This is a genomic window from Streptomyces griseiscabiei, from assembly GCF_020010925.1.
Classification (GTDB): domain Bacteria; phylum Actinomycetota; class Actinomycetes; order Streptomycetales; family Streptomycetaceae; genus Streptomyces; species Streptomyces griseiscabiei.
In genome coordinates this window covers 112466-136852 of record NZ_JAGJBZ010000006.1, presented here as the reverse complement: position 1 = coordinate 136852, position 24387 = coordinate 112466, and the positions used below count along the sequence as shown (strand labels likewise).

At 72.8% G+C, this 24387-nt stretch carries 19 protein-coding genes; 7 read left to right on the top strand and 12 right to left on the bottom strand.

The window, feature by feature from the left end; all coding sequences use genetic code 11:
* Positions 1-42: 42 nt before the first annotated feature.
* The 7 genes from J8M51_RS45175 to J8M51_RS45145 all read right to left on the bottom strand — a co-directional run bounded on the left by J8M51_RS45175 (position 43) and on the right by J8M51_RS45145 (position 7809).
* Positions 43-1020: a cation diffusion facilitator family transporter gene (locus tag J8M51_RS45175; protein ID WP_086764934.1), complete on the bottom strand. Its 978-nt coding sequence runs from the start codon at positions 1018-1020 to the stop codon at positions 43-45.
* A gap of 199 nt (positions 1021-1219) precedes the next feature.
* Entirely contained in the window at positions 1220-2371 is a 1152-nt protein-coding gene (gene manA / locus J8M51_RS45170; RefSeq protein WP_086764937.1) for a mannose-6-phosphate isomerase, class I, read from the bottom strand.
* A gap of 73 nt (positions 2372-2444) precedes the next feature.
* The gene (locus J8M51_RS45165) at positions 2445-3572 is read right to left on the bottom strand and encodes an SIS domain-containing protein (protein WP_216590459.1); all 1128 of its coding nucleotides are present in this window, start codon (positions 3570-3572) and stop codon (positions 2445-2447) included.
* 98 nt (positions 3573-3670) lie between these two features.
* Positions 3671-3841 carry a Trm112 family protein gene (locus J8M51_RS45160; protein WP_216590458.1) on the bottom strand — a complete coding sequence of 57 codons (171 nt, stop codon included), beginning with the start codon at positions 3839-3841 and terminating at the stop codon, positions 3671-3673.
* A gap of 257 nt (positions 3842-4098) precedes the next feature.
* Entirely contained in the window at positions 4099-5463 is a 1365-nt protein-coding gene (locus J8M51_RS45155) for a phosphomannomutase/phosphoglucomutase (RefSeq protein ID WP_086756628.1), read from the bottom strand.
* A 103-nt stretch (positions 5464-5566) separates the two neighbouring features.
* On the bottom strand, positions 5567-7183 hold the full coding sequence (locus tag J8M51_RS45150) for an L-lactate permease (RefSeq protein ID WP_086756626.1): 1617 nt from the start codon (positions 7181-7183) through the stop codon (positions 5567-5569).
* 203 nt (positions 7184-7386) lie between these two features.
* Entirely contained in the window at positions 7387-7809 is a 423-nt protein-coding gene (locus J8M51_RS45145) for a DUF3499 domain-containing protein (protein WP_086756625.1), read from the bottom strand.
* A 294-nt stretch (positions 7810-8103) separates the two neighbouring features.
* Here J8M51_RS45145 and J8M51_RS45140 point away from each other — a divergent pair, with 294 nt between their 5' ends.
* A complete protein-coding gene (locus J8M51_RS45140; protein WP_086756623.1) occupies positions 8104-8559 on the top strand; it encodes a metallopeptidase family protein in 456 nt (151 codons plus the stop codon).
* Positions 8560-8766: 207 nt separating this feature from the next.
* Here the strand turns inward: J8M51_RS45140 and J8M51_RS45135 are convergent, their stop codons facing one another.
* The 3 genes from J8M51_RS45135 to J8M51_RS45125 all read right to left on the bottom strand — a co-directional run bounded on the left by J8M51_RS45135 (position 8767) and on the right by J8M51_RS45125 (position 14408).
* Positions 8767-10296 (bottom strand): DUF5719 family protein, encoded by a 1530-nt coding sequence (locus J8M51_RS45135; protein WP_086756621.1) that lies wholly within the window; start codon positions 10294-10296, stop codon positions 8767-8769.
* Entirely contained in the window at positions 10293-13937 is a 3645-nt protein-coding gene (locus tag J8M51_RS45130) for a glycosyltransferase family 2 protein (RefSeq protein ID WP_086756619.1), read from the bottom strand. The genes J8M51_RS45135 and J8M51_RS45130 overlap by 4 nt, the downstream gene beginning before the upstream one ends.
* Before the next feature lie 207 nt (positions 13938-14144).
* Complete coding sequence (locus J8M51_RS45125; RefSeq protein ID WP_003975777.1) at positions 14145-14408, bottom strand: WhiB family transcriptional regulator; 264 nt, start codon at positions 14406-14408, stop codon at positions 14145-14147.
* A 635-nt stretch (positions 14409-15043) separates the two neighbouring features.
* Here J8M51_RS45125 and J8M51_RS45120 point away from each other — a divergent pair.
* From J8M51_RS45120 to J8M51_RS45105, 4 genes are all read left to right on the top strand, one after another.
* Entirely contained in the window at positions 15044-15562 is a 519-nt protein-coding gene (locus J8M51_RS45120) for a cysteine dioxygenase (RefSeq protein ID WP_086756615.1), read from the top strand.
* A gap of 58 nt (positions 15563-15620) precedes the next feature.
* Positions 15621-16580: a 2-phospho-L-lactate transferase gene (gene cofD / locus J8M51_RS45115; RefSeq protein WP_086756614.1), complete on the top strand. Its 960-nt coding sequence runs from the start codon at positions 15621-15623 to the stop codon at positions 16578-16580.
* 11 nt (positions 16581-16591) lie between these two features.
* The gene (locus tag J8M51_RS45110; protein WP_267300199.1) at positions 16592-17905 is read left to right on the top strand and encodes a coenzyme F420-0:L-glutamate ligase; all 1314 of its coding nucleotides are present in this window, start codon (positions 16592-16594) and stop codon (positions 17903-17905) included.
* Between the two features lie 156 nt (positions 17906-18061).
* Positions 18062-19060 (top strand): DNA-3-methyladenine glycosylase family protein, encoded by a 999-nt coding sequence (locus J8M51_RS45105; RefSeq protein ID WP_267300070.1) that lies wholly within the window; start codon positions 18062-18064, stop codon positions 19058-19060.
* Positions 19061-19278: 218 nt separating this feature from the next.
* Here J8M51_RS45105 and manB read toward each other — a convergent pair whose 3' ends face one another.
* Complete coding sequence (manB, locus tag J8M51_RS45100) at positions 19279-20361, bottom strand: mannose-1-phosphate guanylyltransferase (protein WP_267300069.1); 1083 nt, start codon at positions 20359-20361, stop codon at positions 19279-19281.
* A gap of 180 nt (positions 20362-20541) precedes the next feature.
* Complete coding sequence (locus J8M51_RS45095; RefSeq protein WP_216591705.1) at positions 20542-22002, bottom strand: peptidoglycan recognition protein family protein; 1461 nt, start codon at positions 22000-22002, stop codon at positions 20542-20544.
* A 120-nt stretch (positions 22003-22122) separates the two neighbouring features.
* On the opposite strand from J8M51_RS45095, the gene J8M51_RS45090 reads away from it, so the two are divergent.
* The gene (locus tag J8M51_RS45090; RefSeq protein ID WP_267300068.1) at positions 22123-22878 is read left to right on the top strand and encodes a TIGR03089 family protein; all 756 of its coding nucleotides are present in this window, start codon (positions 22123-22125) and stop codon (positions 22876-22878) included.
* A gap of 207 nt (positions 22879-23085) precedes the next feature.
* A complete protein-coding gene (locus J8M51_RS45085; RefSeq protein ID WP_267300067.1) occupies positions 23086-24282 on the top strand; it encodes an LCP family protein in 1197 nt (398 codons plus the stop codon).
* Positions 24283-24387 lie beyond the last annotated feature (105 nt).

Here is a 24387-nt window from a genome sequence, read left to right as displayed (position 1 = left end):
AATCGTGGCGACGGGCCCCTGTGCCTGGGAGCGGCCGGTGGGTCAGTGCTCGGCGGTGGGTGCCGGGCCGCCGGGGGCGGCTTCGGCGTCGGCGCCCTTGGTGGCCTCCGCCTCGCTGTAGATGTCGGGCTCCAGGTAGATGACACGGGCGATCGGGACGGCCGCACGGATACGGGCCTCGGCGGCGTCGATGGCGTCGGCGACCTCGGTCGCCGTCTCGTCGTGCCGGACGGCGATCTTGGCGGCGACCAGCAGTTCCTCGGGGCCGAGGTGGAGCGTGCGCATGTGGATGATGCCGGGGACCGTGTCGCCGTCGACGATCGCGGCCTCGATCTTCTTGACCTCTTCGACGCCGGCGGCCTCGCCCAGGAGCAGCGACTTGGTCTCGGCGGCCAGGACGAGCGCGATCAGGATCAGCAGGACGCCGATGCAGAGGGTGCCGATGCCGTCCCAGACGCCGTCGCCGGTGAGCAGGGCGAGGCCGACGCCGCCGAGGGCGAGGACCAGGCCGACGAGGGCGCCGAGGTCCTCCAGGAGGACGACGGGCAGCTCGGGGGCCTTGGCGTGGCGGACGAAGTCGGTCCAGGACTTCTTGCCGCGCAGGACGTTCGATTCCTTGATGGCGGTCCGGAAGGAGAAGGTCTCGGCGACGATCGCGAAGACGAGGACGCCGACCGGCCAGTACCAGGCCTCGATCTCGTGCGGGTCCTTGATCTTCTCGTAGCCCTCGTAGAGGGCGAACATGCCGCCGACGGAGAAGAGGACGATGGAGACGAGGAAGGCGTAGATGTAGCGCTCGCGGCCGTAGCCGAAGGGGTGTTGCGGGGTGGCCTCGCGCTGGGCCTTCTTGCCGCCGACCAGCAGCAGGGCCTGGTTGCCCGAGTCGGCGAGCGAGTGCACGGACTCGGCGAGCATCGACGACGAGCCACTGAAGAGGAACGCCACGAACTTCGCTACCGCGATCGCGAGGTTGGCGGCGAGTGCCGCCACGATCGCCTTGGTGCCGCCTGACGCGCTCATATGTCCGGAGTGTCCCTTCGCCTACGCATATGTCTGTGCGTGGGTGTGCGTACCTGACACGCGTACCCATGCTTCCGTCCGTCACCGGCCGGGCTTTGCCCGCCTTTTGCAGGGGGCATTGTTGCAGCCCGGCCGGGTCCCGGTGCGTCTGGCCGTGGATCGGGAAGAGATCACCCCGGTCACGACGGGGTGACGCCGCTCAGGCGACGACGGTGGCGCGGAACAGCGTGCCCGGTCCGGACACCTCGGCCTTCTCGTCCGCCGGTACGAAGACGGACTGGCCGGGGGCGAGGGTGTGTTCGCCCGCGCGGACCGAACCGGCCGTGCAGAGCAGGATCTGCGGGGTGGCGCGGGTGAGGTCGTGCGGGGCGCCGGCCTCGGGGAGGACGAAGCGGGAGAGGCGGAACTCGTCGATGGGGGTCTCGTAGACCTCCTCGCCGTCGGGGGACGCCTCGGGGCGCAGGACCCCGGGTTCGGTCGCCTCGAAGCGGACGACGCGCAGGAGTTCGGGGACGTCCACGTGCTTGGGGGTCAGACCGCAGCGCAGGACGTTGTCGGAGTTGGCCATGATCTCGACGCCGAGGCCGTTCAGGTAGGCGTGCGGGATGCCGGCGCCGAGGAACAGGGCCTCGCCGGGCTGCAGGCGTACGTGGTTGAGGAGCAGGGCGGCGATGACGCCGGGGTCGCCCGGGTAGTGGTGGGCGATGTCGGCGTACGGGGCGTAGTCGCCGCCGAGGCGGGCGCAGGCGGCCGCGGTCTCGGTGACCGTGTGGGCCATCTCGGCGGGGTCGGCGGCCAGGACGGCGGTCAACACCTCGCGGAGCGCGGCCTCTTCGGGGCGGGCGTGCAGAAGGTCGACGTACGGCTTGAGCGAGTCGACGTCGAGACCGGCGAGCAGGTCGGCGGCCTTGAGCGGGTCGCGGAAGCCGCAGAGGCCGTCGAACTCGGTGAGGGCGCAGATGAGTTCGGGCTTGTGGTTGGCGTCCTTGTAGTTGCGGTGGCCCGCGTCGATCGGGATGCCGCGCCGCTCCTCGTCCTCGTAGCCCTCCCTGGCCTGTTCGAGGTCGGGGTGGACCTGGAGGGAGAGGGGGGCGCCGGCGGCGAGGAGCTTGAGGAGGAAGGGGAGGCGGGGACCGAACTTCTCGACCGTGCGGCTGCCCAGTTCGCGTTCCGGGGCCTCGCCGATCACCTCGGTGAGGGGGCCGCGCCCGGTGCGCGAGGGGGCGCCGGGGTGGGCGCCCATCCACATCTCCGCCTGCGGCTCGCCGGTGGGGGTCAGGCCGAGGAGGTGCGGGATGGCGGTGGTCGAACCCCAGGCGTAGGGGCGGACGGTGTTGTCGAGGCGGTCCATGGTGTGTGTTTCTCCGTAGGTGGGAGGCCGGCCGAGGGCCCTGGGCCCGGTCGGGGTCGGGCTCCGGTAAGGATCAGGCGCCGGAAGCGAGCGACAGGTAAACGGCGGCGAAATCCGTGATGGCGATCATCTCCGCGAGGGTCTCCAGGTCGCTGCCCTCCTCGGGTTCCAGCTCGCTGATCGCGGTGTCGTGGCCGAGGGCCAGCTCGCGGGCGGCCGGTACGGCGCTCAGGCCTCCGGTGGGGCGGTCGCGGACGAGCACCACGCGCGCGTGCAGGACGGGTGCGTCCTCGACGCGGTCGCGGAAGAAGTCGTCGGGGTCGGCGTTCGCGGCGAGCGGGCCGGACAGCAGCACCGTGTGCGAGGCGAGGGCCTCCGGCAGCTGGGCGGCGACGGCCGGGCGCCCCGCGAGTTCGGCGAGCGCGGAGGCGAAGCGGCGGCCGACGGGGCCGGCGGACTGGCCCTCGGTCCAGATCACCGGGAGCGCGTCGGCCAGCTCGGCGGCGAGCGTCTTGGCCGGGTTGCCGTAGGTGGCGATGGCCGGGCCGCAGCGCTCGGCGACATGGTCGAGGCGGTCGGCGACCTTCTGCAGGGCGTCCGGCGGGGCGGCGACCAGGCCGGTGCGGTCCAGCAGCGCCAGCATGGGGGTCAGCAGCGCCCACAGGACTCCGGGGGCGGCGGCGCCGAGGGGCACCTCCTGCTCGTACGGGCCGGTCGCCATCGGTACGAAGAGGCCGTGGGCGCCTTCCACGGCCTCGGCGACCGGGGTGCGGGGCGGGGCGACGGCGACGACGGTGCAGCCGCGCCGGTAGGCCTGGTCGGCCAGGAGCGACAGGCCGGGTTCGGAGCCGTCGGCGGTGGCGATCAGCAGCAGGTCGACCGAGCCGGCCCAGCCCGGGAGGTCCCAGCGGAGTGCGCCCGCGGCGGGGGCCACGCCGGTGGGGTGGAGCCGGGTGATGGGGCAGCTGGATCCGGCGAGGGCGCCGAGCAGGTCGGCGACGCCCGCGGAGGCCATGCCGGGGCCCGCGATCAGGAGGGCGCGGGGGCGGCCGTCCGGTTTCAGACTCGGGATGCCGGCCTCGGTGCCGAGGCGGATGGCCGTACGGACCCGGGCGCCGGCCTCGGCGGCGCCGCGGAGCAGGTCGCGGCGGTCCGCCTCCGACAGGGCCTCGGGGGTGTCCAGCAACGATTCGTCGAGCATGGGCGGCTGCCTCCGATCGCCGGGTGCCCTGGTCGCCCGTACGCCGGTTTTCCGGGTCGTACGGGGTTACGCCTTGCGCGCGGGCTTGACCGCGCGGGTCACTCGGGGCGGCGGGCCTCGTCGACGAGGAGTACGGGGATGCCGTCCCGGATCGGGTAGGCGAGGCCGCAGTCCGTACTCGTGCAGGTCAGCTCGGTGTCCTCCTCCGTGAGGGGGGCGTGGCACGCCGGGCAGGCGAGGATCTCCAGGAGGCCGGCTTCGAGCGGCATGTCGGGGTCCCTTCGGGGGCGGGTTCGTGCGGGTGCGGCCTGGTCAGCGTACCGCCGTGCGGGGGTCGGTGCCGGGGTTGGGGGCGGGGTTGTTCGCCCCCGCCGCCCCTACCCGTCCCCTCCCCGGGGGCTGCGCCCCTTCGACCCCCTTTCGCGCTCCGCGCGGGGGTGGGTGGGCATGTGCGGGTCCGGTGGGGGCTGATCGCGCAGTTCCCCGCGCCCCTGAAAACAGGGCCTGGGGCCTGTTTTCTCAGGGGTCACGATCTGATGATCGCCAGGACCTCGTCCCTCACCTTTGTCATCGTCTGCTCGTCCCTCGCCTCCGCGTTCAGGCGGAGGAGGGGCTCCGTGTTGGAGGGGCGGACGTTGAACCACCAGTCGGTGGAGGTGACCGTGAGGCCGTCCAGCTCGTCCAGGGTGATGTCTTCCCGGCTCCCGTAGGCGGCCTTGATCGCCGCGAGGCGGCCCGGCTGGTCGGCGACGGTGGAGTTGATCTCGCCGGAGCCTGCGTAGCGGTCGTACTGGGCGACGAGGGCGGAGAGGGGGCCGTCCTGCCCGCCGAGGGCGGCGAGGACGTGGAGGGCGGCCAGCATGCCCGTGTCGGCGTTCCAGAAGTCGGCGAAGTAGTAGTGGGCGGAGTGCTCGCCGCCGAAGATCGCGCCGGTTCTTGCCATCTCGGCCTTGATGAAGGAGTGGCCGACGCGGGTGCGCACGGGCGTGCCGCCGTGCTCCTTCACGACCTCGGGGACGGACCAGGAGGTGATCAGGTTGTGGATGACCGTGCCCTTGCCGCCGTGCCGGGCCAGTTCGCGGGCGGCGACCAGGGCGGTGATCGCGGAGGGCGGGACGGGGTCGCCCTGCTCGTCGACGACGAAGCAGCGGTCGGCGTCGCCGTCGAAGGCGATGCCGAGGTCGGCGCCCTCCTCGCGGACCCGCTTCTGGAGGTCGACGATGTTCGCCGGGTCGAGGGGGTTGGCCTCGTGGTTCGGGAACGTGCCGTCCAGTTCGAAGTACATGGGGACGAGGTCGAGGGGAAGGCCGGCGAAGACGGTCGGGACGGTGTGGCCGCCCATGCCGTTGCCCGCGTCGACGACGACCTTCAGGGGGCGGATCGAGGTCAGGTCGACGAGGCCGAGCAGATGCGCCGCGTACCCCTCCAAGGTGTCACGCCGGGTGATCGTCCCCGGTGTCGCGGCGGGCTCGGGCGCGCCCGACTCGCTCCATTCCTCGGCCAGTTCACGGATGTCGGCGAGGCCGGTGTCCTGGCCGACGGGGGCGGCGCCGGCGCGGCAGAGCTTGATGCCGTTGTACTGGGCGGGGTTGTGGGAGGCAGTGAACATGGCGCCGGGCAGGTCCAGCGCGCCCGACGCGTAGTACAGCTGGTCCGTGGAACAGAGGCCGATCTCGGTCACGTCCACCCCGAGGGCCGCCGCCCCGCGCGCGAAGGCACGCGACAGACCGGGCGAGGAGGGGCGCATGTCGTGGCCGGTCACGATGGCGTCCGCGCCGGTCACGCGGGCGAAGGCCGCTCCGAACAGCTCGGCCAGGGTCTCGTCCCACTGGTCCGGGACCACCCCGCGCACGTCGTACGCCTTCACGATCGTCGTCAGATCAGCAGCCACGGCCAAACCCTCCTGAAGTCCTCACCGGGCACCCAAACTACCCGCCCGGTGTGACAGTGGTCCGTGTGACCTCGAAGGACGGTCCCGGTCCGGTCGGGGCGCCTCACGGAAGCATCCATTCCAGTACGGGGGTGCTCTGGCCGACCACGATCAGGCACATCACCAGCAGCAGCCCCAGACTCCAGGGCAGCACCTTGCGCAACAGGTCGCCCTCGCGCCCCGCGAGACCGACCGCGGCGCAGGCGATGGTCAGGTTCTGCGGGGAGATCATCTTGCCGAGGACGCCGCCGGAACTGTTGGCGGCGGCGAGCAGTTCCGGCGACAGGCCCGACTCCCGGGCCGCGCTCACCTGCAGGGCGCCGAAGAGCGCGTTGGCGGAGGTGTCCGAGCCGGAGACGGCGACGCCGAACCAGCCGAGGACGGGTGACAGGAAGGCGAGCCCGGCGCCCGCCGCCGCCACGAAGTGGCCGATGGTCGCGGCCTGTCCGGAGAGGTTCATGACATAGGCCAGGGCGAGCACGGAGGTCACGGTGAGGATCGCGAACCGCAGTTCGTGGACCGTGGCGGCCCACTCCCGGACGGCCACGCGCGCGTGGACCCCCAGGACGACGGCCGTGCAGAGCCCGGCGAGCAGCACCAGCGTGCCGCCGGTGGACACGACCGGCCAGGTGAAGACATTGCCGCCCACGGGATCGCCGTCCGGGTCCACGACGTCCAGGAAGGGCCAGTCGTAGACCTGGGTCGCCCCGGCCAGCCACTCCTTCAGCACCGGGATCTGCGCGACGGAGAAGATCGCGACGATCAGCGCGTACGGGGCGTAGGCGCGCAGGACTTCGCGCGGCGGGTCCTCCTCGTCGAGGTCCTCGCTGCGTACGCCGGTCAGCACGGCGGCCCGTACGGGCTCGGCGGCGGGGCGGCGCGCTTGGGGCACGGCGACGAGGGCGCCCGCGCCCAGCAAGGCGGCTCCGATGTCGGCGAGTTGCGCGGAGACGTAGTTGGAGGCGATGAACTGGGCGACGGCGAAGGCGGATCCGCACGCCAGGGCGGGCACCCAGGTCTCGCGCAGCCCGCGCCGCCCGTCGACGAGCCAGACCAGGACCAGCGGCACCACGAGGGCGAGCAGCGGCGTCTGGCGGCCGACCACGGACGCGACGGTGTCCAGGGGCAGTTCGGTGACCTGGGCGAGGGTGACGACGGGGGTGCCCATGGCACCGAAGGCGACGGGCGCGGTGTTGGCCACGAGGGCGACCACGGCGGCCTTCACCGGTTCGAAGCCGAGTGCGACGAGCATGACCGAGCAGATGGCGACCGGCGCGCCGAAGCCGGCGAGGGCCTCCAGCAGCGCGCCGAAGCAGAACGCGACGACGAGCGCCTGGATGCGCGGGTCGTCGGAGAGCCGTCCGAAGGAGCGGCGCAGGATGTCGAAGTGCCGGGTGCGGACGGTCATCCGGTACACCCACAGGGCGTTGACGACGATCCACATGATCGGGAAGAGGCCGAACACGGCCCCCTGGGCCGCGCTGGAGAGCGTCTGGCCGAGCGGCATGCGGAAGGCGAGCCAGGCGACCAGAACGGCCGTCAGGAGGCCGATCAGGCCTGCCAGATGGGCTTTGACCCGCAGGCCGCCCAGCAGCACCAGGACGGTGACGAGGGGCAGGGTCGCGATCAGGGCGGACAGGCCGAGCGAACCGGCCACGGGTTCCAGTTGCTGGACGTACACGGGAGCCTCCCCGGATTCCGCGATGCGGAAGCGGCTTCTCACGGCACGGGCACCCGGAATGATCGCGTCCGTGTCGACGGGTCGTCAACAGGCGTGCGCCACCGAGCGAAACGGTGCGAACAGAAAGAGCCACGAGGTACGGCCGGGGAGCCACCCCTACGGAATACGGCTCCGCGGCTACGGCAACGACCCCACGCGGAAGGTCAGTTGTCGGGGGAGCGCAGCACCCGGAGGTGGCCTCGGCGGGCGACCTCCATCGGGTCCGCCGTACGCGCGCCGCCACCGGCCTCCGCCGCGCGCTGCTGCGGGCGGGCCGCCTCGCGCACGGCGTTGGCGAGCGCCTCCAGGTCGTCACCGCTGGGGCGCGCGGGGGCCGAGGCGTCCAGCAGTCGTACGACCTCCCAGCCGCGCGGGGCGGTGAGGCGCTCGGAGTGCTCGGCGCACAGGTCGTAGCAGTGGGGTTCGGCGTAGGTCGCGAGGGGGCCGAGGACCGCGGTCGAGTCGGCGTAGACGTACGTCAGCGTCGCGACGGCGGGGCGGCCGCAAGCGGTGCGCGAACAGCGACGTACAGGGCTCACGACGTTGGACGGTACCGCACTCTTGAGCGGGCCGCGACGACTCTCCACCAGGTCACTCCACCGTGTCGTGCTGTGAAACGCCCCACACGCCCCTCCGAACCCACCTCGTTGACCTGCGAGTAACCCCGCGTCCGGGATGCCGAACAGGCCCGAATTCGGTCAATTTTCGGTATAAACCAGGCTAATTGACGTGAGTTCGCCGGTCTTGGAGAGATACGGAATCGAGCCCAACCTTGGCTGGAATGGTCAACCTGCGACATGCCGTACGGGGCCGACCGGCCGGGGCCGCCGGGGGCGTGGAGCCGGGCGGGCGGACCTCGTGGGGACTACGCTTCACAGGTGATGGACAACCTCGTACCGCCCCGCGCCGCCTCCGCACCCGGGCCCCGCCGCCGAGACCGGCACGGCAGGGGGATGCGTGGGCCCATCGCGCCACCGCAGGTACCGCTCGCGGCGAGCCGTGCGGACGTGTTCGCGGATCTTGTGCAGGACTCCGTGGAGCGGCTGGAGCGGCGGTTGCCGCAGCTGGCCGACATCGACTTCCTCGTGCTGGAGGTGCCGCGGCTCGACGGGCCGGCGGACGGGGCGTGGAACGACGAGGCCGTGCCGCTCGGGGGGACGGTCGCGGCGCGCGAGGGGCGGCCCGCGCGGGTCGTGGTGTACCGACGGCCGGTGGAGATCCGTACCAAGGGGCGGGACGAGCGGGCCGCGCTGGTGCATGAGGTCGTGGTGGAGCAGGTGGCGGAGTTGCTGGGGCTGAATCCGGAGAACGTGGATCCTCGGTACGGCGAGGACTGACGCCGGGTTTTTCGCCCCCGTGCGGGTTCGGTGGGGGCTGGTCGCGCAGTTCCCCGCACCCCTGAAAGAGGCCTGCGGCCCTTTCGGGACGAAAAGCACGGGGCGCAGCCCCTGCTTTTCAGGGGCGCGGGGAACTGCGCGAGAAGCCCCACGCACCCGCACCCGCACCCGCGCCCGCGCCCGCGCCCGCGCCCGCCAAAGAACCTGCTACTTCTGCATGATCGACAAGTCCTGCCTCGCCTCGGGGACGGCCACCGTGCCGCGGTCGTCCGGGAGGGTCTGGATGGTGAAGGCGGGGACGCCGTCGAACTTGGATTCAAGGAGGCGGGAGGCGTAGACGGGGGCGCCGGAGGTGGTCTCGACGGTGAGGGCGTAGGTGCCCTTGAGGCCGCTCGGGGCGGGCATGTCGACGTTCTGCGTGGTGCCGGCCTTGATCGTGAAGGTCTTCGTCGCGGACTCCCCGCCCCCGCTGCCGGCGGACGCGGTGACCCGCACCTCGGCCGCACCGGTGGGCGCGGTGAGCGTGAGGGTCGTGCCCTTGGCGCGGTTGTCGGTGACCGTGGCGCGCGCGCCGACCGGGCGGGTCGCCGGGATGAAGGCGGTCTCCTGGTTGGCGCCCTTGCCGCGGACGACGCGGAGGGCGGCGACCACCGGCACCGACTGGCCGGTGGGGGTCAGGATGAGGGAGCCGGGCTCGCCGCGCGTGATGTCGCCCAGGTCGGCGGAGGCGGTCATGCCGCCCTTGACGTGCAGCGTCTCGTTGCCCGCCGGGGTGATCGCGCCGTTGGGCGAGGCGAGGCGGAGCTTCAGGTCGGCGTCGGCGTCGCCGGGGGCGTAGGCGACGAGGGTCACGGAGGTGGCGTCCTTCGGGATGCCGGGGAGGACCAGGGTGCCCGCCGGGTCGGCCGCGGCGGAGAGCCAGTCGCCGCCCACCTTGTCGTCGAGGGCCTGGACGGCGGCGGCGACGCGGCCGCTGCGGACGTTGACGTGGACCGTGAGGTCGGCCTCCTTCGCCGTGGCGAGCGTCGACAGGAGGACCGGCTCGCCGGAGCGGGGCTGGACCGTGATGCCGTCGCCCACCGTCGACTTCAGGGCGCCGTCCTTGCCGAACAGCTCGATGTCGACGACGGCCGCCGAGTCGTCCGGGTTGACGAGGTGGACGTAGTCGGTGCGGCCCGCGGCCGTGCTGCCGCCCGGGAACCAGAACTCGGTGTCCGGGGCGGCGCAGTTGACGCCGAGCAGGCCGCGGCCGGTGCCGGCGGCGACCTCGGTGGTCTCCTGGACCGTCCAGCCGGGCGCGAACTTCCCCTCGGCCGTGCCGATCAGCGCGGGCGAGTCACCGCCGTCGGTGCTGCCGGCCACGGGTTTGCCGGGCTCCTTGATCTCGACGACCGGCTTGGCGGCCTTGCCCGCACCGGCCTTGCCGTCCTTGTCGCCCTTGTCGTCCGCTCCGTCCTTGCCGGTGTCCGTCGACTCCCCTCCCGCCGCGAGGAGTTCGGCGCTGCCGTCGTCGCCGGTGCCCTCGGTGACCGGGGTGAAGGCGGCGTACGCCGTCTCCGCGATGTCCGAGGTGCTCGGCTGCGGGCAGAGCAGGCTCGTGCGCTGCACGGGCAGTTGGGCCGCCGCCTTCGCGGTGGTGCCGTCGCCGGAGGCGCCGGGCGCGGAGAGCGTGGCGAAGCCGGTGACGGCGGCCAGGGCGGTCGCGCCGGCGATCAGGGACAGGGTCTGGCGGTTCACTGCTGGCTCCCGTCGGGGCGCTCGCTGTCGGCGCCGGTGCCGTGCGACGGGTCGTACGTCGCGTCGTAGCCCTGGGTGTACGTCTGGTCGTACGAGACCGTGTTGCCGCCGTAGGGGGCGTACGGGTCGTACTGGGCGCCCTGGTCGGGGGCGGCCTGGTAGTACTGCTGCTGGTCGTACGCGCCCGCGGGGTACTGCTGGGCGGTGCCCTGGTACTGCTGGTCGTACTGGCCGTACTCGGCGCCCGTGTGGTGCTGGGTGTCCCACTCGCCGTACCCCTGCTGCTGCGGGACGGGAGCGGCGACCGGGATCTCCTCGGGGGCGGACGGGAGGCCGGGGTCAGCGCTCTGTCCGGCCTCGGCCTCGGCCTCCGCCTGGGCGCGCAGGCGGCGGGCGCGGCGGCCGTCGCCGGTGATGTCCTGGGCGGGCACGGCGGCGACCGGCTCGTCCGGGAGGTCGTCGTCGACGTCCCGGCGGCGGCCGGGCAGGGCGAGGACCACGAGGACGACGGCGAGCGAGCCCTGAGCCCACAGCCAGCCGGTGTGGCCGACGGGGGCGTCGAAGGTGACGTCCAGCCGGCCGCCGTCCACGGGCAGTTGGAAGCCCTGGGCCCAGCCGTCGACCGTGGTCGGGGTGAGCGGCTTGCCGTCGAGGGTGGCGGTCCAGGACTCGTCGGCGGTGTCGGCGAGGCGCAGCACGCGGCCCGAACCGCCGGCCGGGATGGTGGTGTGCACGTCGACGGGGCCGGCGGCTACGGCCTTGGGGGCGCCGGAAGCTGCCTCGACGGTGACACGGGCGACCTGGCGGTCCACCCGCCACAGGGCGCTGCCGTCCTGCTGGCTGAGCCGGCTCAGACCGGGCGTGGCGTCCAGGACCCGGCTGACCTCACGGGGCGAGCCCGGCCGGACCAGGACGTACCGCACGGCGAACCCGCCGAGTTCGTCACTCTGGTCGGCGCCGGAGCCGGCGACGAGGTTGGCGACGACCTGGTCGAGCTGCTTGTTGTCCCCGGCGGCGGCGGTGAGTTCGGCGTCGCCGAGGCGGACGCCCGAGCCGCGGACCAGGGTGTAGCCGACCTCGGCGGTGGAGTCGCTGTCGAGGACCAGGGTGCGGGCCTGGTCGCGGGTGCCGCTCTCCTCGGCGACGAACGCGGGCACCTGGACGGGGTCGCGGCGCTCCAGGGGGCCGTCGGCGCCGCCGAGCACCCAGTCGGCGGCGGCCAGCAGCGGGCCGACGGCGGCGGCGAGCGCGATGAGCACGGCCACCGGCTGGCGCCAGCCGAAGCTCTGCTCGGCGACGCGGTGGCGTGCTCCGTCGGCGCCCAGGGTTGCGGCGGTGAGCAGGGCGATGCCGTAGACGAGGGTCGCGGGGCCGGCCCAGGTGGAGCCGTTGGAGAGGACCGCGAAGACCAGGGCCGTCAGGGCGGCGATCCAGGCGGTCCGGATCGCCGGCTGCCGTTCCGAGCGCAGCAGGGCGGCCAGCGCGGCGAGGACGACGCCGATGAGCGTCAGTCCGCCGACCGTGCCGGGTCCGCCGGGGCTGATGCCCAGCAGATCCGTCGCCGAGGCCGTGCTCCCGCCGTACTCCAGACCGGCCTCCTGGAAGAAGCCGAACGGCAGCAGCGTCAGCGACCAGGGGGCGAGGACCAGCAGCGGGGTGCCCAGCTGGGCGAGGAAGCGGGGGCCGTAGGCGGTGATCTCGCGGCGGCGCACCACGAGGAGCCCGAGGCCGAGGAGCAGCGCGAGGGGCCACACGATCGGGGTGAACGCGGTGGTGATCGTCAGCAGCAGCGCGTACGCCCAGGTGGCACGCCAACTGCCGCGCGCCCCCGTGTTGTTCGTGAGCCCGGCGGCCGCGGCGCCCGCGCGGGCGATCAGGGGCAGCAGGATCGCGAGGACGGCGGTGCCGAGGCGGCCGGTGGCCAGCGCGCCGGTGACGGCGGGCAGAAAGGCGTACACGATCGCGGCCCAGGCGCGCAGCAGCCGCGACTCCACCAGGCGCCGTGAGGCGAAGTAGGCGGTGAAACCGGCCAGCGGCACGGAGGCCACGAGGAGCACGGTGACCGCGAGTCCGGTGGAGCCGAACAGCAGGGAGGCGAGCATGGCCACGATCGCCAGATACGGCGGCGCGGCCTCGGCGCCGCCCGCGCCGACCGGGTGCCAGCCGTCCAGGTAGCGCGACCACAGCGCGGCCGAGTCGGCGGGCGCGGGCAGCAGGGTGCCGCCGACGAGCGCGCCGCCGCCGAGCAGCTCACGGCAGGCGGCGAGCGAGGCGAGCAGCAGGAGCGCGAAGAGCACGGGCCCGGGGGCGCGCGCGACGCGCTTGAGCCGGGCGAACTGCTCGACCTGGAGGAAGTCGGCGTCGTCGTCGCCGGGGCCCGACTCGACGGCGCCGCCGTGCCGTCCGGCCGGGGAGGTGTCGGTGTCGGAGCGGCCGAACAGATCGCCCGCGGCCTGTTCGAAGGTGGCCCGGACGGTCGCGCCGGGCGGGGGGAACAGCGGGCGCAGTTCGCCCTTGTCCAGCTGCGACCGGCCTCGCCTGCGCCGCCCGGCGATGATCCGCTCGGGCCGCAGCAGCACGCTCAGCAGCCCGCGGATCTCGTCGACGGCCTGTCCGGGGACCTTGCCGACGAGATACGCGACGGTCCGCAGCAGGGTGCCGAGGACGATCCGCAGCACCACCCAGGGGAGCTGTGCCGTACGGGAGTTGACGAGGAGGGTGTAGGTCGCGCCCGCCTTGTCGACCATGTGCGGGGAGGCGGCGTTGCGGCCCACGCAGTCGACGGTGCGCCGCTCGCGCGCGGAGGCCTCGGCGTGCCGTACGACGGCCTCGGGGGCGACGAGGACGCGGTGTCCGGCGGCGGTGGCTCGCCAGCACAGGTCGACGTCGTCCCGCATGAGGGGCAGTCGGCGGTCGAAGCCGCCCAGCTCCTCGAAGACGTCGCGGCGGATCAGCATGCCGGCGGTGGACACGGCGAGGCTGGGCTTGACGTGGTCGTGCTGGCCCTGGTCCTGCTCGCGGCGGTCCAGGCCGGTCCAGCGGCGGCCGGAGGCGGCGATGGTGACGCCGACCTCCAGGAGCTGACGGCGGTCGTACCAGCCGCGCAGCTTGGGGCCGACGACGGCGACGTCGTCCCGGCCCAGCTCGCGTTCGTTCTCCACGGCCCGCAGCAGCTGGGCGAGGGCGTCGGGTTCGGGGGCGCAGTCGTCGTGCAGCAGCCACAGCCACTGGACCGGCTCGCCGTGGGGCAGCTCCGGCATGTCGTACGCGTCGTCGCGCCAGCTGCGGGTGACCGGGTCCCAGCCGCTGGGGCGGCGGAGGTAGGCCAGGTCGTCCTCGGTGAGGACGCCCGCGGTGCGGTTGGCCTCCTCGACGGCCTGGCCGAAACCGGTGCGTCGGGCGAGGTGCAGGACGCGGTCCGCGCCGAGGGCTTCGGAGAGGAGCCGGGCGGAGTCGTCCGCGCTGCCGGTGTCGGCGGCCATGGCGCTCTGCACCGGGCGCTCCTGGCCGAGCAGCCCGGCGAGCGCGTCGGGCAGCCAGCGGGCGCCGTCGTGCGCGACGAGGACCGCGGTCACCACATGACGTGGGAACTCGGGCGTGGCAGCGTCGTGGTGGGCTGCGGTGTGGCTGTGCACGGACATCGAGGTACGGGCCCCGGTTCGGTGGACTGCGGTGGACGTCTGTGTCCGGCGAGGACAGCGGGACGTCTCGGACGAGGGCCCACACTAACGGCTGAGCAGCAGAGCGGCCCGCCGCCTGTGGATAACCCACCTGCGACGGGCCGTACATGTTCGGTTGTTCCTGTTCGACTGTGCCGGGCGGCTCTCCGGGCGGTCTTTCCGGGCGGGTCAGACGGCTGCCTTCTTGAGGCGACGGCGCTCGCGCTCCGACAGGCCGCCCCAGATGCCGAACCGCTCGTCGTTGGCGAGGGCGTACTCGAGGCACTCGGAGCGGACCTCGCAGGCGAGGCAGACCTTCTTGGCCTCGCGGGTCGAGCCGCCCTTCTCGGGGAAGAAGGACTCGGGATCGGTCTGGGCGCACAGCGCGCGCTCCTGCCAGCCGAGTTCTTCGTCCGCGTCGTCGACCAGCAGTTGCTGCACGAGCTCGGTCATGTGCGCCCCTCGTCCGTCTTTCGCGTCCCCGTCGTGCGGCCGTTACCGATTTCGGCTGAACGACACGAGTGAAATTACAAGTGTGCTGCTACGGGCGAGTCAAGCCGAGATCTGCTATTGAGCCCCTTATTCACTCTGCGGAACCAAGGCTATGCGGAAAGTGTTCAAATCGGCATAAACCCTGACAGCAGCGCGGCGTCAGAGGGGAGTTCTCACCGGATCACCCTTCCTTACGAGGAAAGACGCCCAGGAGTTCGATCTCGTTCCGGCTCGAACCGACTCACTCGTTCCGGGTTGTGCGCCATGTGTCCCCGACTCCCCACGCACAAACCTTTCGCCGCGCGGATGCACCGGAAGAGGTGAACGGTCATCCACATACCGGACGCGAAGTTGACAGCAGAGGTGTGAACCGATGTCCTTGTGGGCATGCTCGCGCACTTGGCACTCACCTCGACCCGCACCGCCGGGTCCCTCGGTGCTGCTCGCCGTCGCTGTAGCTGTTGCTGTCCCAGCTGTTGAGCCTCACTCGCTCCGGCTGCCGCTGAGCCCGTAGGGGTTCGGCCGTCGTCTCCTCCGCTTCCTCACGCGACACCCGCCCTCCCCCACGCACTCATCGTCGAGGACCACCTCTCTTCATGAACAGCGACAGCGACCTCCAGATCGCCGGCGACCTTCTCGAAGTACCGCACCTCCTCCAGGCGCCGCGCCAACACCCCGTCACCGTGGCCGAGTTCGCCGGCCTGGCCCGTTCCCTGGCCGACGACCGCTCCCGCTGGGAGCACCTCGTCGAGTACGACGCGACCACCCGCTGGTACCACCGGCTGGCGACCGGTCCCGGGTACGAGGTGTGGCTGCTGTCGTGGCTGCCGGGACAGGGCACCGGACTGCACGACCACGGGGGCTCCTCCGGCGTGCTGACGGTGCTCGACGGCACACTGACCGAGCGCACCGACCGGGGCACGCGCGTGCTCGGCGCGGGCGCGCAGCGCGTGTTCGCGCCGGGTTACGCGCACGAGGTCGTCAACGACACGCTGGAACCCGCCGTCAGCCTGCACGTGTACTACCCGGGCCTGACGGACATGCCGATGCATCCGAGGGCCTGCGCGGCGGGCGCGGAGGCTGCACGCGCGGAGGCGGCGGCCGTCACGGCGTGATCCGGCCGTGGTCGCGGGTGGGCGGCCCGTTGTCGTACCCGCCTGCGAGACTGCTTCCATGCGCATTGTGGTTCTGGCAGGCGGCATCGGTGGTGCCCGGTTCCTGCGCGGTCTGAAGCGGGCCGTGCCGGACGCGGACATCACGGTCATCGGCAACACCGGGGACGACATCCACCTCTTCGGGCTGAAGGTCTGCCCGGACCTCGACACGGTGATGTACACCCTCGGCGACGGCATCGACGAGGAGCAGGGCTGGGGCCGGGCCGACGAGACCTTCCACCTCAAGGAGGAACTGGCGGCGTACGGCGTCGGACCCGACTGGTTCGGGCTCGGCGACCGGGACTTCGCCACACACATCGTGCGGACGCAGATGATCGGCGCCGGGTATCCGCTGAGCGCGGTCACCGAGGCGCTGTGCGACCGGTGGAAGCCGGGGGTGCGGCTGATCCCGATGACGGACGACCGCGTCGAGACGCATGTCGCCGTCGAGATCGACGGCGAGCGCAGGGCGATCCACTTCCAGGAGTACTGGGTGCGGCTGCGGGCCTCCGTGCCGGCCGAGGCGATCGTGCCGGTCGGCGCCGAGCAGGCGAAGCCGGCGCCCGGGGTCCTGGAGGCCGTCGCCGAGGCGGACGTCATCCTCTTCCCGCCGTCCAACCCCGTCGTCTCCGTCGGCACCATCCTCGCCGTGCCCGGCATCCGCGAGGCCGTCGCCGAGGCCGGGGTGCCGGTCGTGGGCCTCTCCCCCATCGTCGGCGACGCGCCCGTGCGCGGGATGGCCGACAAGGTGCTCGCCGCCGTCGGCGTCGAGTCCACGGCCGCCGCCGTCGCCGAGCACTACGGCTCCGGCCTGCTCGACGGCTGGCTGGTCGACACCGTGGACGCGGGCGTCGTGGAGCGCGTCGAGAGCGCCGGCATACGGTGCCGGGCCGTGCCGCTGATGATGACCGACCTGGACGCGACGGCGGAGATGGCCCGCGCGGCGCTGGCGCTGGCCGAGGAGGTGCGGGGCGCGTGAGCGAGGACATCATGAGCAGGGTGACGCCCGGTGGCGGGTACCGCGTCTGGGCCCTGGCCGGGATTCCCGAGGTACGGGAGGGGGACGACCTCGCCAAGCTGATCGCCACCGCCGAGCCGGGGCTGATCGACGGGGACGTGCTGCTCGTCACCTCCAAGATCGTGTCGAAGGCGGAGGGCCGGATCGTCGAGGCGGCCGACCGGGAGGCCGCGATCGACGCCGAGACGGTACGGGTGGTGGCCCGGCGCGGGCCGCTGCGGATCGTGGAGAACCGGCAGGGGCTGGTGATGGCCGCCGCCGGGGTCGACGCCTCCAACACCCCCGCCGGGACCGTGCTGTTGCTGCCCGAGGACCCCGACGCCTCGGCGCGCGCGATCCGGGACGGCCTCAGGGACACCCTGGGTGTCGAGGTCGGGGTCGTCGTCACCGACACGTTCGGGCGACCCTGGCGCAGCGGGCTGACGGACGTCGCCATCGGGGCGGCCGGGGTGCGGGTCCTCGACGACCTGCGGGGCGGCACCGACGCCCACGGCAACCCGCTCAGCGCGACGGTCGTCGCCACCGGCGACGAACTGGCCGCCGCCGGTGACCTGGTGAAGGGCAAGGCCGCCGGGCTGCCCGTCGCCGTCGTCCGCGGGCTCGGGCAGATGGTGGCCGAGGACCACGGCGAGGGGACGCGGGCGCTGGTCCGGGGCGCGGCGGACGACATGTTCCGGCTCGGCACCTCCGAGGCCGTACGGCTCGCGGTGACCCAGCGGCGTACGGTCCGGGCGTTCACGGACGAGCCGGTCGACCCGGGTGCCGTGCGGCGGGCCGTGGCCGCCGCGGTGACCGCGCCCGCGCCGCATCACACGACGCCGTGGCGGTTCGTGCTGCTGGAGTCAGCGGAGTCACGGGTACGGCTGCTCGACGCCATGCGGGACGCGTGGATCGCCGATCTGCGGCGGGACGGCAAGAGCGAGGAGTCGATCGCGAAGCGGGTGCGGCGCGGGGACGTGCTGCGCCACGCGCCGTATCTGGTGGTGCCGTGTCTGGTGATGGACGGGTCGCACCACTACGGGGACGCGCGGCGGGACGGCGCCGAGCGGGAGATGTTCGTGGTCGCCGCCGGGGCCGGCGTGCAGAACTTCCTGGTCGCGCTGGCCGGGGAGCGGCTGGGGTCGGCGTGGGTGTCCTCGACGATGTTCTGCCGGGAGGTCGTGCGGGAGGTGCTGAGGCTGCCGGAGGGGTGGGACCCGATGGGGGCGGTGGCCGTGGGGCATGCGGCCGGGGCGCCTCCGGCTCGGGGGGAGCGGGATGCGGGGGCGTTCATCGAGGTGCGGTGACGTGAGGTGGGGGTCGGGGCGCCCAGTAGGTGGGGAGTACGGGTGCGTCGGCGAGTGCGGGTGCGTGGGTGGTTCTCGCGCAGTTCCCCGCGCCCCTGAAAACCTGACGGGCCCCTAGGCTCAATAAGGCGCCGTATCTCTGACTAGGACCTTCCCGTGGCCGGACGTTTCCCCCAGCGACCCACTCGTACGACTGTGCGAGGTGGGGAAGTCGTCGTGCCCGGTGGGGTGCCTCGGCAGGCGTCGGGCGGGCTGCGGCGGAGCTGGGTGCCCGAGGGGGCGCTCGATCTGGGGCTGGTGCTGGGGCCGTTGCGGCGGGGGCCCGGGGATCCGACCTTCCGGGCGGTGCCGGACGGGTCCGTGTGGCGGGCCAGTCGTACGCCGGTCGGGGCCGGGACCCTGCGGGTCGCGCTGCGCTGCGGGGCCGTCGAGGCGGAGGCGTGGGGGCCGGGGGCCGAGTGGCTGCTCGAACAGCTGCCTTCGATGCTCGGGGCCGCCGATGAGCCGGAGCTCTTCGTGCCCCGGCACCGGGCCGTGGCGTCGGCCTGGCGGCGGCGGCCCGGGTTGCGGCTGACGCGGACCGGGCTGGTGCTGGAGTCGCTGATCCCCTCGGTGCTGGAGCAGAAGGTCACCACGGACGAGGCGTACCGGGCGTGGCGGTTGCTCGTACGGAAGTACGGCGAGCCGGCGCCGGGGCCCGTGCCGGCGGGGATGTTCGTGATGCCCTCGGCCCGGGAGTGGGCGTTGATCCCGTCCTGGGAGTGGCATCGGGCCGGGGTCGACGACAAGCGGGCGTCGACGGTGCTGCGGGCGGTTCGGGTGGCGGGGCGGCTGGAGGAGGCCGTGTCGATGGCGCCGGGTGAGGCGCGGGCCCGGCTGGAGTTGGTGGCGGGGATCGGGCCGTGGACCTCGGCGGAGACCGTGCAGCGCAGTCATGGGGCGGCGGACGAGGTGACCGTGGGGGATCTGCATCTGCCGGGGATCGTGGGGTTCGCGTTGGCGGGGGACCGGGATGCGGACGACTCGGTGATGTTGTCGTTGCTGGAGCCGTATGCGGGGCAGCGGCATCGGGCGGCTCGGTTGGTGTTGTTGTCGGGGCGGGTGCCGGCTCGGCGGGCGCCTCGGATGCCTCGGGGGGACATCGGGCGGTTGTAGCGCCCCCGCCGCCCCTACCCGTCCCATCCCCAGGGGCTGCGCCCCTTCGACCCCCAGGCGTCCGTCCGGTGGGGGCTGGTCGCGCAGTTCCCCGCGCCCCTGAAAGAGGCCTGCGGCCCTTTCGGGGCGAAAAGCATGGGGCGCAGCCCCTGCTTTTCAGGGGCGCGGGGAACTGCGCGAGAAGCCCCACCGGGCCCGCGGACGACAACGCACCCCCGTCACTGGTCCGACGAGAAGCGGAGCGCTCCCGTGGGGATCTGGGCGTCGCACCAGATGCGGACTCCGGTGCGGAGTTCGTTGTCGGCGCCGATGATCGCGCCGTCGCCGACGACCGCGCCGGTGAGGACGGAGCGTTCACCGATGCGGGCGCGGGCGCCGATGAGGGAGTCGGTGATGACGGCGCCGGGTTCGACGACCGCGCCGGCGAGGACGGTGCTGCCGAAGACACGGGCGCCCTCGCCGACGAACGCGCCCTCGCCCACCACCGTGCCCCCGGTCAGCTTGGCGTCGCCCGCGACCCGGGCGGTGGGCAGGACGAGCCGGTCGCCGCAGCGGCCGGGGACGGCGGGGGACGGGGCCCGGCCGAGGACGAGGTCGGCGGAGCCGCGGACGAAGGCCGCGGGGGTGCCGAGGTCCAGCCAGTAGGTGGAGTCGACCATGCCCTGGAGGTGGGCTCCCGCCGCCAGCAGGTCGGGGAACGTCTCGCGTTCCACCGAGACCGGGCGGCCCGCCGGGATCGTGTCGATGACCGAGCGGCGGAAGACGTACGCCCCCGCGTTGATCTGGTCGGTGACGATCTCCTCGGGGGTCTGGGGCTTCTCCAGGAAGGCGAGGACCCGGCCCGTCCCGTCGGTGGGGACGAGGCCGTAGGCGCGGGGGTCGGTCACCTGGGTGAGGTGCAGGGAGACGTCCGCGCCGGTGGACCCGTGGGTGGCGACCAGGCGGCGGATGTCCAGGCCGGTGAGGATGTCGCCGTTGAAGACGAGGACGGGGTCCTCGGGGCCCGAGTGGAGATGGGAGGCGGCGTTGCGGATCGCGCCGCCCGTGCCCAGGGGCTCGTCCTCGGTGACGTATTCGAGGTGGAGGCCGAGGGCGGAGCCGTCGCCGAAGTGGGGTTCGAAGACCTCGGCCAGATAGGAGGTGGCGAGAACTATGTGGTCGACTCCCGCCGCCTTGGCTCTCGCCAACTGGTGCGTGAGGAAGGGGACTCCGGCCGCCGGGACCATGGGCTTCGGAGTGTGCACCGTGAGCGGGCGCAGCCGGGTGCCTCTGCCGCCGACCAGGAGGATCGCTTCTGTCACCTGTCGTCTCTGCTTCCTGCCGGGACCGGCCGAACTGTCATTCGACCGGCCAGTGTATGCAGACCGTTCCATGGCGCCTTCATGGCCGTGCGATGGTTCGTGTCTGGCATGACATCCGGCCGGTCGCTGGTGTTCGACCGGGGCTCACGCCCCGGCTCCCCCCATCACCCTGCCGCCGCGCTATCGGCCTTGATAGCGGGCGGCGTCCTTGCGGGCCGTACCGAGCTTTCCGTAAAGGCGCCCCCCCGGGCACTCGGTCGCGAACCCGTCCCGGTGGCCGGAGATCACGTGCAGTCGTACCTTCTTACCTTTTGGGTAGAGATTGCCACCACCCGAAGTGAGGTATGTCTTGCCATTCGGGTTCGCCCCGTAAAGACCGAGTTTCCAGGCTGTTAGTTGCGCGATCCCCTTGACCGCCACCGCCGGCGGCTTGGTGGTGGTGTAGGTGCCGAGGACCGCGATGCCCATGCTGTTCGTGTTGAAACCGAGGGTGTGGGCACCCATGACGGGCTTCGCGACACCACCCGCGCGCCCCTCGTAGATGTTTCCGCACTTGTCGACGAGGAAGTTGTAGCCGATGTCCCGCCAGCCGCTGCTCACCACGTGGTAGCGGTAGATACTGCGGATGACGGAAGGGGCCTGCGCACACTTGTAGTTGTTGCCGGACGCCGTGTGGTGCACGAAGGCCGCGCTGACCCGGGTGGTGTAGCGGAAGTCCCGCTCGCGCAGCTTCTCGTCGGCGCCCCAGCCGGCCCGGGTGACGATCTTCGGGCGCGGCCCGATGTACGGCTTCGCGCCGGGGGCCACGTTCGCCAGCCGCTCCACCGTCTCCTTGCGCGACAGCGCCGGGATCGTGGTGGCGCCGAGCGGCGCGAGATCGGCGTTGACGGCGGAGGCGGCGGCCGACTCGGCGGTCAGGGTGCCCAGGCGGGGGGTGTCCACGGTGCCGGCGGGCGGGGTGTCCGCCGCCGTCTGCGTGGTTCCCGTCTCGGCCTGAGGGCCCGCCGCGCCCTCCGGGAAGCCGGAGCCGGGGTCGACCAGTTCGAGGCGTAGGCCGTCCGGGAGCATCTGGACACCCGGAGCGGTCGTACGGCCCTGGGTCTCGGCGCGGACGCGGACCTCGACGCCGTCCGACTCGCCGACCCACAGCGGGGCGGTGGAGCCGCGCACCCGGCCCGAGGAGCGCTCGGCGGTGTCCGGGTCGGCGGCGTGCTCGTGGTTGTGCGTCTCGACGTCCTGCCAGCCGGACCAGCGGGCGGTGTCCTTGGCACGGGTACGGACCTGGACGCGGCCCTGGAGCTCGGTGTCGGGGTCGTCCCAGACGACACCGACCAGGGAGAAGGACCGGACGTCCCGCTTGCCGAGGCCCTGCTCGGAGGCGGCGGGGCCGAGGTTGCGGTCCGCGCCGAGCGGGACCAGGGGGAGCGACTGGGTGGTGCCGGACGCGGGCGCGAGGGCGAGCGGACCGGCCGGGGCCGAGGTTCTCGCCGGGGCCCGGAGTGCGGTGGAGGACGAGTCCGTCGGGGTCGCCGCGGATGCCGTCGCCGGGAGTGCCGCAGGGAGGGCGAGGGCCGCCGCGCAGGTGACGCCGATCGAGGACGCGAGGAATCGTGATCTACGCATGCGTCTGATCCTGGACATAGTCATACATATCTGTCCATCCCGGAATTGACGGAGTGTCGGCCGCGCTCCGCCGAACCGGTGGCGTTTCCGGTCCGCCCGGGAACCGCGGGCGAGCCGTCCCCGCGTACGCTTACGCGGATGAACGCCACCGACCGCACCCCTGCCGACCTGCTGCGATCCGCGCTGGCCGCGGATCCCGCCCGCCCCCTGGTGACCTTCTACGACGACGCGACGGGCGAGCGCGTCGAATTGTCCGTGGCCACCTTCGCCAATTGGGTGGCCAAGACCGCGAACCTCCTTCAGGGCGAGCTGTCCGCGGAGCCGGGCGACCGGGTCGCGCTGCTGCTGCCCGCGCACTGGCAGACGGCGGTGTGGCTGCTGGCGTGTGCGTCGGCGGGGGTCGTCGCCGAGGTCGGCGGGGATCCGGCGGCGGCCGATCTCGTGGTGAGCGGTCCCGACACGCTGGACGCGGCCCGGGCGTGCTCCGGGGAGCGGATCGCGCTCGCGCTGCGCCCGCTCGGCGGGCGGTTCCCGCAGGCGCCGTCGGGGTTCGCCGACTACGCGGTCGAGGTGCCGTCGCAGGGGGACCGGTTCGTGGCGTACGCGCCGGTGGATCCCGAGGAGCCGGCGCTGGTCGTGGCCGGGCGGGAGTTCAGCGGGGCGGAGGTCGTGGAGCGGGCGCGGGCGGACGCCGCCGGCCTGGGGCTGACGGGCCCGGGGGCCCGGGTGCTGTCGGGGCTGGGCTACGACACGTGGGAGGGGCTGGCCGCCGGGTTGTACGGGCCGCTCGCCAGTGGGGGGTCCGTGGTGCTGTGCCGGCATCTCGGGCAGCTCGGGGAGGACGCGCTGGCCAAGCGGATCGAGAGTGAGCGGGTGACGGCGGTTTCGCGATAGCGCCGTGGAATGGGCGGTCGTACGGCGACTGCGGGTGCGTGGGGCTTCTCGCGCGGTTCCCCGCGCCCCTGAAAAGCAGGACCGCAGCCCCTCCCCCCAGGCACCCCGTCCCCCGTTCGGCCTAGCCCCGGCCGCCCCCGCACCCCCTCCCGCGCCATCGTCGTAGGAGCAACGACTCGCTCGTACGACGGTGAGGGGTGGCCGGAAGTGGACGACGTCGGAGGCAGGACGCGTGGGCTGGGGCCCGGTGTGGGCGGTACGCCCACCGGGGCCGGGCTCAGGCGTCGGCGCCGGCGGCGGTGGGCGCGGTGGGTGGGGGGCGGGACCGTGCTGGTGGTCGTCGCGGCCCTGGGGGCGGGGTGGGTGGCGTACCGGAAGCTGGACGGGAACATCACCTCGGACCGGACGGCGGCGGACGAGCTGGCGCGGTACGAGAAGGAGCGGCCGACGGCGCTGGTGCGGGGCGCGCAGAACATCCTGGTGATCGGGTCGGACTCACGGTCCGGGAACGGGAACGCCGAGTACGGGCGGGACTCGGGCACCGAGCGCTCCGACACGACGATCCTGCTGCATCTCGCGGCGGACCGGCGGAGCGCGACCGCGGTGTCGCTGCCGCGGGATCTGATGGTGGACGTGCCGAGCTGCCGGCGGCCGGACGGACGGCGTACCGAACCGGTGTTCACCATGTTCAACTACGCGTTCCAGAGCGGTGGTTCGGCCTGCACCATCCGGACGGTCGAGCGGATGACCGACATCCGGATCGACCATCACGTCGTCGTCGACTTCAGCGGCTTCAAGGAGATGGTCGACGCCGTCGACGGGGTCGAGGTGTGCCTCACCGAACCCATCCACGACAAGCAGGCCAAACTGCGGCTCCCCGCGGGCAAGGTGAGGCTCGACGGCGAACAGGCGCTCGGGTACGTACGGGCCCGCAAGTCGCTGGGTGACGGCAGCGACACCGAACGGATGGACCGGCAGCAGCGATTCCTCGCGGCGCTGGCCACGAAGGTGCGCAGCAATGGGGTGCTGCTGAATCCGGTGAAGCTGTATCCGGTGCTGGACGCGGCCACGTCATCCCTCACCACGGACCCGGGACTGGCGAGTCTGCGCGGGCTCTACGACCTTGTGCGCGGGCTGAGAACGATTCCCATGGAAAAGGTGCAGTTCCTGACCGTTCCGCGGAAGTCATATGCGTACGACGCCAATCGTGATGAGCTCGTCGAGCCGGCGGCACGGAGCCTTTTCGCGCGGCTGCGCTCCGACGCGCCCCTGGCGGTCGCGGGGGAACTGCCCGAAGGGATGCGGGAAGGGGAAACGGAAGAGCTTTCGGGAAGCCTCTCCGGCGCCCCGGACCCGATGCCGACTTTCCGCGGCAGTACGGCCGCGGAGGAGGACTGCGGGTGACCTGGACAGGGCCCTCCAGGTAAAACCCACGTCAACACAAGGAACAAATGCTCTAGGAAATGGGCAGATTGCCCAGTTGTAGGGGCGTGCAATTTGTCACCGCCG